This is a genomic window from Effusibacillus pohliae DSM 22757 (genome assembly GCF_000376225.1).
Taxonomy (GTDB): domain Bacteria; phylum Bacillota; class Bacilli; order Tumebacillales; family Effusibacillaceae; genus Effusibacillus; species Effusibacillus pohliae.
In genome coordinates, this window is record NZ_AQXL01000108.1 from 13,190 (window position 1) to 26,555 (window position 13,366).

Sequence of the window (13,366 nt, forward strand, 5' to 3'; positions counted from 1 at the left end):
TTTCCGTTAGGATGTTCGTTCTTCCGCCAACTCATCCTGCATGCGCGCGTCAGCCGCAACCGGCTGCCGGACCATTGTCGCCGTCAACATCGGAACGGCCGCAAACAGCATCAGGCCGGCAGCCGCCAGCACGCCGGAATCGTTCAGCAAAAACGCTGCCAAGCCGGCGACAAGAAAGGGGCGGGCCGGTGTGATCGGCGGCCGTGCCTCACCAGGCTGGCGAAACAAACGGGGGTTCCATACATCCAGTACAAGCAGGAGCAACACGGCCAAAAACAGCTGGCCCCACACGGATACACCCAGCAGCCACCAGTTAAGCGCCCATTTTCGCCGGGCCATTTGCCACAAATCGGAAAAATCCCCCTGCATCAAGAGCGTTACTGCACGGCCGATATGCGTCTGTTCAGCGGCCGGCAGCGCTCCATTCAGCAACAGCATGCCGGCCAGCACCGCCATCGTCCCACCGCAGACCCAGGCCCATTTTTTTCGGAACAGCGGGGGTTGCAACTCCGACGTGAGGATGTACCCGTATGCAATTGAAGCTGCCAGTGCGCCGCCGGCGTTGGTTCCGAACTGCGGCGCGGCAAGCAGGTACACGATCAGCACAAATGAGATCGCGCCGATGATGCGAACCCTTTTTTGGCGGTTCGGATACCGCTGCCGCAGAACAAAATAGGCCAGCATGGAAGCGCCGATCAGGACCCCCATATACTCGTTGCCGATCCCGTAATAACGGGCTCCGCCAAACAGATCGTAGCCCAAAAACGAAAACTTCATCCACTCCCCTTGCTGCAGCATATCGAGCACGATCAGTCCGATCGTCACGCCGCAAAGCGCGAGCCAACGGGTGAGAACATTTTTTACCAAAGCCAGGCTTGTCCAAGCCAGCCCCGTCAGGCTCAGCCATTTGATCGGCGTGTCGGTTGCCGGCTGGATTCCGATCATCGGAAAAGCCAGGTATATCGCAGGCATCGCCAGCAAGTCGGTCAACAGATGGCCAAGCCAAGCCGGGTTTCGCTTGCCCCGCAACCGGAACGCGGCAGCCATCACCAGTACACCCAGCGTGACGCCGACATAGCCTTTTACAAAAATCGGCCTGTACCGGTTGAGCCACGCTGCAGTTTCGATTTGTTGGGACAGATAAGCGGGCGATGGCGAGAGTGACGGAAGCGAACCGACCACCTGTCCGGGGCCATCTTTCAGATAAGTAGGCAGCCCCAGAAAGGACAACACGGTAGGCGCGATGTCAAAAATGCTGACCACCCCCGCTTGCCGGGTGGTGTTTGATGAGAGTAGGCAGCGCGGTTCCACCCCTCCCCCGTGCATCAGCACAACCCCCGCCGATTTCCGGCCGATGCCGATGTCGGCAAATGAGACGGGACTTGCCACGATCAACAGATGCCGGATGTCAGTCTCATTCAGCAGCTTGCCGATCAGCCGATCCGCTTCCCCCAGACGCTCCTGATACTTTTGCCGGAACTCGGAGGGCTGCATCCGGCTGCGGGCGGCGACGATCGACAGCAGGTCGTCCGGCTGTATGATCAGCAAATTGGCAGTTTCCCGCAAATTTTTGTACTGTTGGTACAATTGATCGTAACCGGCCGCTTTCTCACCGTCCGCAAGCTGCCCGATGGTGGCCACGCGCCCGCCTGCTCGGACGATCGTTTCCTGTAGCGCTCCCGCGTTGGCCGGATTCAGGCTGCCGGACCCGATCGCAAGGTAGCCTGCCTCGTCACCTCCGCGCAACGGCAGTACCACATTGGCGGCCGCACCCGACTCTGCCATTCGGAACAGGTTGGGAGTCGACTTGGGATTTATCAATTCCCAGGCAAGACCCGGCACCAGCATGATCGTTGCCTGATTTTCCCGTTCCTGCAAAGCAGAAGCCGGGACCGCTTGCAGGCAAACCAGCAGCGCCAGCCACACACAAACCGTTATCCGCATTCCGCACAGCCTCATGCGAATTCCCTCCGCTCCAAAACTTCCCGGTAGACCCGAATCGTATGGCGAATCATCCGCTCCAGTGAAAATCGTTCCTCTGCCCGCCGCCTGCCGGCGATTGCCAGCGCGCGTCGCAACTGTTCGTTCGCGAGCACCTGCTGCATGCAGCCGGCCAGCCGCCGGGGATCGTCGGCTGGCACAAGCATGCCGGCACCTGCAGCTTCTGTACAGACATCGCCGCGGTTTTCCCAACCCGCCATGTCAGTGGCCGGATTGCCACCGCTTTCCAAACATGCTGTGTCTATACCTTGGTTGACGCGGATCGGCGTACCTGCGGTGTCCGTCACTGGTTGCCCCAGGCTTCCCACCAGTTCCGGCAGCCCGCCGACAGCGGTCGCGATCACCGGCACGCCTTCCCGCATCGCTTCCAACACCGCCAATCCAAACCCTTCGCGGCGGGAACTCTGCACATACAGATCAAAACCGGGGAGCAGGCGGGACGCCTCGTCCACCGCTCCCAACCAGCGGATCCGGTCCTGCAGATCGGATGAGAGCTTCTGCAAATCCCGTTTTTGCGGACCGTCGCCGATCACCGCCAGATAGCAGTTATGTCCGCTCTGGACCAGCGTGCGAAAGGCGAGCAGCAGGTCGTCCACCCCTTTTTCCGGGATGAGCCGGGCGATTGTGCCAATCACAACCGCATCCTGCGGAACATTCATCACGGTTCGCGCCTGCCTGCGGGAAAATCGGCCGGCTGCTGGAGGCAGGCCATTGTACACAACGACCACCTTGTCGGCAGTAGAACCGATTTGCCGCCGCACCTGTTCGGCCAACGCGTTAGAGACTGCGATGTATCGATCCGTGCGGGCAGCCAGCCGATTTTCCAAGTTCAAAAACAACGTTTGCAGCAACCGGTTGTCCGGCGCAATAAAATTGTGCAATGTGCAGACCAACCTCGGTTGTCGTTTGGCCAATGCGGCCGCCATCCGCCCGATCAGCGCCGCTTTCGCTCCGTGCATATGCAAAATGTCAACCGGCTGCCGGTCGAGCAGTTGGCGGAGATGCAGCACGCTGCGCAAATCGCTCCACGGGTGCATGCCGTCGCAGAGAGCAAGCGGAATTTTTGCAATTGATGACGGCAATTCGCGATACAGCGGGGACGCGGCCGGGCAGACCACGATTGCCGCAAACTCTCGGGGCGGCAGCCCGCCTGCCAGCCTTTTCACATGCTCCCGTATGCCGCCATCCGCCGGTCGAACCAGATGCATGACGCGAATCGTCACCATATCACCTCACACCGTGTTATGGGATAGGGTGCCCGTTTGCTTGGAAAATGTTTCATATATAAAAAAACAACCCGACAGAAGGTCGGGTCGTCGTGTGCCGCATGGGCGCTGATACCTGTTCAGGTTCTGTTTATTTGAGGATACGAACCTGCACGGTTTGGATGCCGAAGTCGCGCACGGATTGCGCATCCGCGTTGATATAGATGTCGATCCGGTTTCCGCGAATCGCCCCGCCGATGTCTTCAGCTACAGCCATGAAGCCATTGGCCGGTAGATTCGGATGATGGTATCCTGAGACCCAAACGCGGGTACCCAGCGGAATCACTTTCGGATCGACCGCGATCACCCCTTGTCGGACCGGCGTTCCCAGATACGTCTTTCCGCCAAATTGCCCGCTGCTTTCGGTCGGACCGTAAGCGGTCGCTCGCATGGTGAGCGTTTGTCCGGCGGTAACGGCCGGTTTCTGTCCGATGGCGGGGGACTGTTGCGCCTGCACAGCGGCCGGATTGCCGGTATCGCCCTCGCGAACGGTGTTTGCAGCCATCCCGCTGCCACCTTGCGCAGCAGCCGAAGCGCTCCCATTTCCTCCGGTGGCTGATGCACCGTTTGCATATGCCCGGGCAGCAGGTGCGCCGCTGCGGCTAGCCAGCACCGCTGACTGCGCAGCGGTCTCCGGCTCATTTTGTTTGCTTTCCTCTGCGGACTGCAAGGTCGCAGGCGGCTGCGGCTGGGATTGCTGTGCCTCGACAGTTGACTTGCCAGAATCCGCTTTGCCGTGCACTGCCTCCTTGGCCATCCACCCTCCGCCAATCAGAGCCGAAACGATCGCTGCACAGGCGGATGCCTTTTTCAAGGTCAACATCATCGTATGCACTCTCCTTCCAAGCCTCCGAAGTTAGCTGACGGGTTCGGGAGAAGGATCCCGGACGGCAGGCTTGTCGCATGCCGTCATTCACCCCAGAAAATCGGTTCCTCCGTACGCGGCGGGACAGGTGCTGACGCGTTCATCCGGAAACTGGAAGCCCCATCCTGGGCGCCCATGTTCCGAACTGAAACGGACATCCACCTCTGTGCCGGCCGCGATTCGGCTTATTTGTAAGACCCGTCCATTATACCCGGCTTGTGCGGACCGGTCATTAGTGAGTTGCTGGAAATTCGGCAAACGCCGAGTTGATCATCCTTGATCAAAAAAAACACCGTCAGGGTGTGCCCCCAACAGTGGTCAGGAACCGGATCAGGTTTGTTTCACGACCTTCACATATTCAATGTCCGGATCGTCCGGTCCTTGCACCGGCAGCCCCGCTTTCATCAGTTCGCGAATGTAGTTGACGTTTTCCCGAGTGACGATTTCCCCCGGGAGCAAAATCGGAATGCCAGGCGGATACGCCATCACCAGTTCTGCAAACGTGCGGCCGACCGCCTCGTCGAGACGCACCACTTCCGTCAGCGAATAGAACGCCTGCCGCGGCGACATGGCCAATTTTGGCATTTCAGGAAGGTGCACCTGGATCACCTGTTTGCCCGTCCGGTACATGTGTCGTTCCGCGATGCGCCGCAGCGCATGCAGCAGCGCGTCGATATTGTCCCTGGTGTCGCCGAGCGTTACAACGCAAAGAATATTGTACAAATCGGACAACTCCACTTCGATATTGAACTCTTCCCGCAGCATCTGTTCCACATCGTACCCGGTCAGCCCCAGTTTCTTGACGGAAATGGTGAGCTTTAGCGGATCCATATCGTACACGGAAGAGTTATGCAAAATTTCCCGGCCGAAGCAATACAGCCCCTCGATCCTGTTAATTTCGGCGCGGGCGTATTCGGCCAGTTCGATCGCCTGGTCGATCAGTTCCCGCCCGTGAATCGCCAGATGTTTGCGGGCCACGTCAAGCGACGCCAGCAGCAAATACGACGTCGAAGTGGTGGTCAGCATCGACATGATCGCATGCACGTGATCGGGATTGACCAAACCTTCTTTCACGTTGAGCACAGAACTTTGCGTCATCGAGCCACCCAGCTTGTGCACCGAAGTGGCAGCCATGTCCGCGCCCGCTTGCATGGCAGACAAGGGCAATTTTTCGTGAAAATGGATGTGTACGCCATGCGCCTCATCCACAATCACCGGTACGCCTCGTTCATGCGCCAGGTCGACGATCGACTTGAGGTCGCAGGCAACCCCAAAGTAGGTGGGATTGATCAGCAGCACCCCTTTCGCGTCCGGATGCTGGTCGAGCGTGCGGCGAACCGTGTCATACGACACTCCGTGCGCGATTCCGAGATTTTGGTCCAGTTCCGGATGCATAAACACCGGTTCCGCTCCCGCCAAAATGATCGCAGCCGATACGGACTTGTGGACATTGCGCGGCACCAGCAGCTTGTCCCCCGGTCCCACCACCGACATCACCATTGTCATGATCGCGCCCGATGTACCCTGCACCGAGAAAAACGTATAGTCAGCGCCAAACGCTTTGGCCGCCAGTTCCTGCGCTTCCCGGATCATCCCTTTCGGATTGTGCAGGTCATCCAACGGCGCAATATTGATTAAATCGATCGACAGCGCGTTCTCTCCGATAAAATCGCGGAACTCCTTCGCCATCCCGGCCCCTTTTTTATGGCCCGGAATGTGAAACTGGATCGGATTCTTCTGCGCGTGTTCGACAAGCGTGGTGAACAGAGGCGTGCGCTCTTGTTCATTTGCGTTCAATTCAACTTCCCAACCTTTCTCAAAAAACTTGGCATCCGCCAAGCGATTGGCGCAGGGGAATGCCACAGTCGGCAGTTGCACCTGAAAACATACAGCAGTTAGTATAGCAAAAGCTGGTCCATCGCGAAAGTAAAAAAATACAAACCGCCGGCAGCGGTTTGCATCTGCATTAAAAATAACTTCTGGCGCCTATATAATGCGCTGTCCAATAGGGGTTGGACAGGGAGGAAATCGTCACTCCTTTTGACGAACTGGCATGGATGAACGTTCCGTCTCCCAGGTAAATCCCGACATGGGACGGACCCGGTTTGTACGTGCTGAAAAACACCAGATCGCCTGCTTCCAGCTGGCTCTTCGGTACCGGCACGCCTGCATTGAACTGCTCTTCCGACACGCGGGGCAGCGTCAATCCGTTTCGGGCAAATACGTAACCGGTAAATCCGGAGCAATCAAATCCAGTCGGGGACTGTCCACCCCAAACGTACGGAACTCCTATGTACCGTTGGGCCGTTCCCGCAATCCGCGCCTGCAGCAGCCGCTTTTCCAGCGCTCGGAACGTTTGCGGCCCGACGATCCCGTCTACGTCCAAGCCGCTGGCCTGCTGGAAGCGGATCACCGCATCCTTCGTCAGCGGACCATAGTATCCAGTAGCGGTCGCTGTGAAATACCCGAGTTCTTTCAGTTCCGTCTGCAGTGTCTGCACGTCGTTGCCGGACATCCCGAATTTCAGGATCGTATCGCCAAATGCGGCCTCCGCCCGGCCCGGCAACTGGACCGCAACGAAAATGGCAGCAGCCACTGTAATCGTCCTCCACAACTTCGCGTGCTTGTTCATCTTTGGCTTCTCCTCCCTGTTTCCCTTGATGTGGCAACCTGTCTCGGTTTTTATTGTAATAGGGAGAAGATTCAAAGAATAGCTGAAAATATTGGAAATATTCTAAAACCTAGAACCCCTTTCAGCAACCACTGCGCCGTCAAACAGCGGTTGCGACAATAAAGGAAGTAAACGAACTCTCTCTTTACGCAGTTGCCTATGAAAAAAAACCTCCACCTCGTGGAAGTTTTATACACCCGGTAACGTGAAAACCGTTCCCCTTATAACGCACCGACAGGGATGAACACTCCATCCCTCAGATGCATTCCGAGGCGGCATCGTTCCAACTGATTCTGGAACAATGACACCTCCGCGCGGGATGGATCGTCCCGGTTTTCCTGATCAATATTCATGAATCGTCCACGTATAGTGAAACTCCACACTTCCTTTTAGTGTTTGCGCAACAGGACAGCCGCGGTCAAAGACTGCAAGCACACGTTCAGCCGTTTCCCGAGTTCCTTGCGGAATCTTCAGTTCAAAATGCACATTGATTCTGGTAATTCGCAATACACGTTCGACCGCTTCAATTACTCCTTGCACGTTCGCTGTTATTTTATCGGGGTAAGAGGGGATTTGACGCGCTGCCAGCGCGCCAGACAAAGTCCCTACAAGTCAGCCTCCCGCCGCCGCCACAATATGATCCAGCGTGGATGGAAGAGGCGTCTCTGGCGTATATCCGTAAAATCGTTGCACGCCGCCATGGACCCCAAATTCGAGCGGTTTGTCTTCAAATCCGCTGATGTAAGCCAAACGTTTGGGAGGCTTATCCTGGACGATGCGAATGTTTGTAAGTTCAATCGGTTCACCCATTCTTCCACTTCCTTCCTGCATGTATTTTTTCAAACTTGAGCGCCCTGCTGCCTGCACAAAGCCGGACTGCTGCAGTTGCCTACAGCGAATACTTTAAACGTACACAATTTTCACCCAAAAATCTGTAGCATGACTTACATTTCAGTCCTGATCCGCATCACCATCCGTCCTGTGGGGATATTCACACAATTCCACAAGCGTCCCGTTGGTTGACACCGGATGCATGATTAAACCTGATCGCAACCGAATCGCAAAGTCCACTTCAGTTCCCCTCTATCTGATCTGCCAAGCATAACCTGGTACCCCACAAGACGACTCGTTCCCCTTTCCTGCAGGAGCTCTTCAATGGGACTTCTTTCCTGAAAAAGCCCCTCCCGAACACCCGCCGGGAGAGGCTGCATCACAACGTGTCAAGCGCATTCAAACAGCACCGCAGGCGATCGGCGAACAAATCGGGCCTGCTGCTTTATCATAACGTATCAAACGCTTCCTTCAATCCATGCACGAGAAAATCGAGGTCTTCCTCCGTCGCGACAAACGGCGGAGCGATCGTCAGCACGTTGTGGAACCCGGGGACTGTATCCCCGTTTTTGCCGATGATCAGCCGCCGCTTCTTGCATTCGGCGATGACCTGCGTCACTTTGTCGGGTGCGGCCGGTTCCTTCGTGGCCCGGTCTTCCACCAGCTCGATGCCGCTCATGAAACCGAAGCTGCGAATGTCCCCGACATGCGGATGGTCTTCCAGCACCGCCAGTTTCTGCCGCAGTAGGGCGCCCAACTGCTCCGCCCGTTCCACCAGTCCTTCCGCTTCGAGCAGTTCCATATTTTTCATGGCGAGCGCGCAGGCAGTCGGATTTCCGCCAAACGTATTGACGTGCCGAAAATGCTGGTTAACGCCCGGTTCATTGAAACAATCGGCGATTTCAGCCCGCACGGCGGTCGCCGACAGCGGCAGATAGCCGCTCGTGATGCCTTTCGCCATCGTCACGATATCCGGCTGCACGCCGAAGTTTTGGTGCCCGAACTTGCGGCCGGACCGGCCGAACCCGCAGATCACTTCGTCGATGATCAACAGCACGCTGTGCTTGTCGCAAATCTCCCGCACTTTCGGCAGGTATTCCGGCGGCGGCACGATCACGCCTCCCCCGGTAATCGTCGGCTCCATGATGACAGCCGCGACCGTCTCCGCCCCTTCCCAGTTGATCACCTCATCGAACACCCGGGCGCATTCCAGATTGCAACTGCCGTAGGTCTTGCCAAACGGGCAGCGGTAACAGTACGGCGGTGGCACATGCAGAAAACCGGGTGCCAGTGGCTCGTATTTCTGCTTGCGCACCGACTGGCCGGTCGCGGCCAATGCGCCCATCGTGTTTCCATGGTACGCCCGGTAACGGGAGATGATCTTGTAACGGCCCGGCTGGCCTTTTTGGTGATGGTACTGGCGGGCGATTTTGAACGCCACCTCGTTCGCTTCCGAACCGCTGTTGGAGAAAAAGACCCGGTATTCGTCGCCCAACCACTCGCTGATTTTTTCCGCCAGCCGAATGCCCGGCACATGGCTTTGCGTCAGCGGGAAATAAGCGAGCGATTGCAATTGCTCGTAGGCCGCATCCGCCAACTCCCGCCGGCCGTACCCGATATTGACGCACCACAGGCCGGACATCGCGTCCAAATACCGCTCGCCGTCGATGTCGGTGATCCAGGCCCCGCTTGCCCTTGTCACAATCATCGGATTCGGGTTAAATGGGGACATGTGGTGCCACATGAACGCCCGGTCTTTTTTCAGGAGTTCCTGTTTGTCCAGCCCCTCCGCCCGATCCGGGTATGCGGCCCGGTTCTGACCGGCAGCCGTCGTCTCCGTCTGTTTGCTCGTCATGCAGGCACCCTCCCTATTTGACAAATGTGGTTTGCGAACCGATCTGGTAGTCGCCGTCGTCAAACCAGCGGGACGTTACCGTTTTCTTTTTCGTGTAAAAATCGACCCCGTCCTTGCCGTTCGCATGCAGGTCGCCATAGAACGACTGCTTCCAGCCGGTGAACGCGAAAAATCCCATCGGCGCCGGCACACCCACATTCACGCCGACCATCCCGGCTTCCACCCGCTGCACAAATTCCCGGGCCAACCGGCCGCTCGCCGTATAGATGCAGGCGCCGTTGCCGTACCGCGACCGGCTGATCGTCCTGAGCCCCTCCGCAAAATCGGCCACCCGGATAACGCTCAGCACCGGGGCGAAAATCTCGTCGCGGACGATTACCATATCCGGGTTCGCGTGATCGAAAATCGTCGGCCCCAAAAAGTAACCCCCGCCGCACGCTGCCGTGTCCCGCCGGCCGTCCCGCACCAAGCTGGCCCCCGCCTGAACGCCCCGCTCGATATAACTGTGCACCCGCTCAAGGTGGGATGGACGGATGACCGGTCCAAGATCGACGCCTGCGTCGAGGCCGTTCCCGATTTTCAGCAAATTCGATTCCTCGACCAACAGCCGGGTCAGTTCGTCCGCAATCGAGTCGACCGCCACAACGACGCTCGCCGCCATGCAGCGTTCGCCCGCACAGCCGAACGCGGCGCTGACGATCGTTTTGGCTGCCCGCCGCAGATCGGCGTCCGGCATCACCAGATGATGGTTTTTGGCTCCCGCCAGCGCCTGCACCCGTTTGCCATGCGCCGCTGCCGTTTTGTAAACGTACTCCGCCACCGGTTGCGAACCTACGAAGGAAATCGCCTGTACATCCGGATGTTCCAGCAGGCCGTTGACCACCTCATGCGCGCCGTTGACGATGTTGAACACGCCGTCCGGCAGCCCCGCCTGCTTGAGCAATTCCGCCACTCGGACGGATGTCAGGGGCGTCCGTTCGGAAGGTTTCAGCACGAACGTGTTGCCGGCCGTAATCGCGATCGGATACATCCACATGGGAACCATCAACGGAAAATTGAACGGTGCGATCCCCGCCACCACCCCCAACGGAAAGCGGCGCACCTCGCAATCGATATCCTTCGCGATGCCGGGAAGCGATTCGCCCATCAGGAGCGTCGGCATCCCGGCCGCAAACTCGACCATCTCGATGCCGCGCAGGATTTCCGCTTCCGCTTCCGCCAGATTTTTGCCGTTTTCGAGCGTGATCAGCCGGGCCAGCTCTGCCCGGTGCTCAAACAACAGGTGCTGGAAGCGAAACATCACCCGCGCCCGCTCCACCACCGGGGTCTCGCTCCACGCGGGAAACGCCCGCAGCGCCGCCTGCACGGCCGCGTCGACCTCGTCCTTCGTCGACAAAGGAACCTGCCCCAATCGTTCGCCGGTGGCCGGGTTGGGAACGTCCTCATACCGGTCCGTTTGCGATGCCACCCAGGCGCCGCCGATGTAATTTTTCAGCTTGCCGCCGACCGTTGTCGCGATCATCGATTCAGCCCCTTTTCGCCAATGTGATTCTATGCTACTTTCAGTGTAACAGAAGGATGAAACGGGTCTCACGAGACGACCTGTCACCATTTTTCCGAAACGGTTTTACATTCTGTCAAAAAAGAGGGGGAGCCGGCTTGCACAAAGAGTGGGTGCTGACGGTGGCGGACGTTCTGAAGCGGCCTTTGTTCCAGCATGCGGAAGTGGTGGCGGGCAGCCGCGGCCTGTCCCGGCCGATCCGCTGGGTGCATATTTTGGAGACCGCCGAGAGCGGCTCCTTTCTCAACGGCGGCGAGCTGGTGCTGGCGACCGGAGTCGGCGTCGGGGAAAGCAGGGAAAAGCGGCTCGCCTATCTGCACGAACTGATCCGGCGAAAAGCGGTCGGACTCTGCATCGAGCTCGGCCCGTACATCCCGGAAATCCCGCTTGAGATGCTGGAACTGGCCGACCATCACGAGTTTCCGCTGATCGCCTTCCGCAAGCCCGTCCGCTTTGTCGACATCACGCTCGACCTGCACGAAAATATCATCAACCGGCACACGGAAGCGCTGCGCGAACTGGAATCGTTCTCCCGCAGTCTGCAGCGGCTGACACTGCAGGCGAAAAGTTTGCCGAAAATCCTCAGCCATTTTCAGGCGGCGGTCGATGCGCAGACGTTTTTTCTGCCGGTCGACGGCTCCCCCCTGTTTGCGCCCGCGATGGGGCAGATGGTACAGAGCGAACTGACCCGCCTGTTGCAACATTCGCTCCTGTCGCGGCCGGAGCTGCCGCAAACCGCGGAACTTCTGCCCGTTTCGGAACGAAAGCGGATCCTCTGCCAGCCGATCATGGCAATGGGGCAGGTGCTCGCCTGTCTCGGAGTGGTTTTGTACGAGCGGGAACCCGATGAGTTTCTCTACCTGACGCTCGACTATACGGCGACTGCGATCGCGCAGATTTTGCTGCGCAAGATGTTTGCCCAGGAACGGGAGTTCGACAATCAGACCCAACTGCTCGACGACCTGCTGCACGGCCGCATCCGCGACGAAGAACAGATCCGCACGCTGCTCGGTGTGCAGCCGGGGACAGGAGAGTCACCGGCCTATTTTGCCGCGATTATGGAGATCGCGTTGGAGCGTCCGCCTTACGAGGACGAAACCGACTCGCCGCTGCACGATCTGCTCGGCGTGTTCCGGTCGATTTTGCAGCGGTCAAAATGGCGGCCGCTGCTGCGGAGCCAAGGAAACCGGCTGTACCTGCTGTTGACCGGTACAGGTCCGTCCCCCGCCGGAAAAATCGAATGCAAGCAGGCGATGGCCGATCTCGAACAGGTCTGCCGCCGGGCGCTCGGCCGACAGATCGCCGTTCGTTTCGGTGTCAGCCGCCTATCGCGGCAGTACGCCCGGGCCGACCGTCATTTTCGGGAGGCGGAACAGGCGCTTGCCCGTCCTGCGCAGATCGAGAGCCCATTTTTCGATGATCTCGGCGTGTACCGGCTGCTGATGCAGTTCACGGAACGATATCCTCTCGACTCGTTCGTCGAGGATTGTCTGGGGCCGATTTTGCGCTACGACGCGGAGCACGGGACGCAGTTGACATGGACACTGCGGGTGTTCCTCGACCACAACTGCTCGAAGCAGGAAACGGCCGAGCGGCTGTACATCCGCCGTCAGACGCTCTACCACCGCCTGGAAAAAATCCGCGAACTGCTCGGCGACTCCTACCTGTCGGCGGAACACCGCCTGTCCCTCGAACTGGCGCTGCGGGCGCACGACTGGCTGCAAACGCGGACCGGGAGAAAGGGGACATCGTCTGATGCACCTTTTTTTGATCAGCAAGCGGAATCTTCTTTCTTATATGGGAGGAAATAGTGATGAGCAGATTTGCAAAAACACCGAAACCACCGTATTACGCGGTGATCTTTACCTCGGAGCGGACGGAAGCCGAGCAGGGGTACGGGCAGATGGCCGACAAGATGGTGGAGCTGGCGTTTCAGCAGCCCGGTTTTCTGGGGGTGGAAAGCGTTCGCGACGGAAGCGGGCTCGGCATCACCGTCTCGTATTGGGAGTCCCTGGAAGCGATCCGGAATTGGAAAGAGAACGCAGCCCACAAAGCAGCCCAGGAGAAGGGCAAATCGATCTGGTACAAACGGTTTGCCCTGCGAGTGTGCAAGGTGGAACGGGACCATTTTTTTGAAATGTAGAGAGTGTGAGTATGGCGGAACTGGACAAGTTGCTGGCAGATGATTTCTTTGAATTCGGCAGCTCGGGGAACGTTTGGTATAAGCAGGATTGTATGGGTGAGGGTAGACCCTTCCGGCACTGATCTCAAAGGTGATTCGGTCAATCCTGACAGTAATATGAGCTCCCACAACGGC

11 protein-coding genes, 1 pseudogene and 1 riboswitch are annotated in these 13,366 nt (G+C 58.2%); of the genes and pseudogenes, 3 read left to right on the forward strand and 9 right to left on the reverse strand.

Annotated elements, in window-relative coordinates; genetic code table 11:
• Positions 1–6 precede the first annotated feature (6 nt).
• The 9 genes from C230_RS0105730 to C230_RS0105770 all read right to left on the reverse strand — a co-directional run bounded on the left by C230_RS0105730 (position 7) and on the right by C230_RS0105770 (position 11,010).
• A complete protein-coding gene (locus tag C230_RS0105730; RefSeq protein ID WP_018131081.1) occupies positions 7–1,959 on the reverse strand; it encodes a hypothetical protein in 1,953 nt (650 codons plus the stop codon).
• Positions 1,956–3,224 (reverse strand): glycosyltransferase family 4 protein, encoded by a 1,269-nt coding sequence (locus C230_RS0105735; RefSeq protein WP_169332831.1) that lies wholly within the window; start codon positions 3,222–3,224, stop codon positions 1,956–1,958. The genes C230_RS0105730 and C230_RS0105735 overlap by 4 nt, the downstream gene beginning before the upstream one ends.
• Positions 3,225–3,357: 133 nt before the next feature.
• On the reverse strand, positions 3,358–4,092 hold the full coding sequence (locus C230_RS21250; RefSeq protein ID WP_018131083.1) for a 3D domain-containing protein: 735 nt from the start codon (positions 4,090–4,092) through the stop codon (positions 3,358–3,360).
• Positions 4,093–4,095: 3 nt separating this feature from the next.
• Positions 4,096–4,223, reverse strand: a riboswitch (cyclic di-AMP (ydaO/yuaA leader).
• Positions 4,224–4,461: 238 nt separating this feature from the next.
• On the reverse strand, positions 4,462–5,928 hold the full coding sequence (locus C230_RS0105745) for an aminotransferase class I/II-fold pyridoxal phosphate-dependent enzyme (RefSeq protein WP_026174162.1): 1,467 nt from the start codon (positions 5,926–5,928) through the stop codon (positions 4,462–4,464).
• A gap of 169 nt (positions 5,929–6,097) precedes the next feature.
• Positions 6,098–6,763, reverse strand: coding sequence for a C40 family peptidase (locus C230_RS0105750; protein ID WP_018131085.1), 666 nt, complete (start codon positions 6,761–6,763; stop codon positions 6,098–6,100).
• Positions 6,764–7,144: 381 nt separating this feature from the next.
• Positions 7,145–7,402, reverse strand: coding sequence for an OsmC family protein (locus tag C230_RS23850; protein ID WP_018131086.1), 258 nt, complete (start codon positions 7,400–7,402; stop codon positions 7,145–7,147).
• 12 nt (positions 7,403–7,414) lie between these two features.
• Positions 7,415–7,612, reverse strand: a complete 198-nt coding sequence (locus C230_RS0105760) for a hypothetical protein (protein ID WP_018131087.1) — start codon at positions 7,610–7,612, stop codon at positions 7,415–7,417.
• A 469-nt stretch (positions 7,613–8,081) separates the two neighbouring features.
• Positions 8,082–9,488 carry an aspartate aminotransferase family protein gene (locus C230_RS0105765; protein WP_018131088.1) on the reverse strand — a complete coding sequence of 469 codons (1,407 nt, stop codon included), beginning with the start codon at positions 9,486–9,488 and terminating at the stop codon, positions 8,082–8,084.
• 13 nt (positions 9,489–9,501) lie between these two features.
• Positions 9,502–11,010: a CoA-acylating methylmalonate-semialdehyde dehydrogenase gene (locus tag C230_RS0105770; RefSeq protein ID WP_018131089.1), complete on the reverse strand. Its 1,509-nt coding sequence runs from the start codon at positions 11,008–11,010 to the stop codon at positions 9,502–9,504.
• 137 nt (positions 11,011–11,147) lie between these two features.
• Between C230_RS0105770 and C230_RS0105775 the strand changes: the two genes are divergently transcribed.
• The 3 genes and pseudogenes from C230_RS0105775 to C230_RS23705 form a co-directional block, all read left to right on the forward strand.
• The gene (locus tag C230_RS0105775) at positions 11,148–12,860 is read left to right on the forward strand and encodes a PucR family transcriptional regulator (protein WP_018131090.1); all 1,713 of its coding nucleotides are present in this window, start codon (positions 11,148–11,150) and stop codon (positions 12,858–12,860) included.
• Between the two features lie 2 nt (positions 12,861–12,862).
• A complete protein-coding gene (locus tag C230_RS0105780) occupies positions 12,863–13,192 on the forward strand; it encodes an antibiotic biosynthesis monooxygenase family protein (protein ID WP_018131091.1) in 330 nt (109 codons plus the stop codon).
• 14 nt (positions 13,193–13,206) lie between these two features.
• Positions 13,207–13,290: pseudogene (locus C230_RS23705) on the forward strand (DUF4440 domain-containing protein); the annotation flags it as partial.
• Between the last annotated feature and the right edge of the window lie 76 nt (positions 13,291–13,366).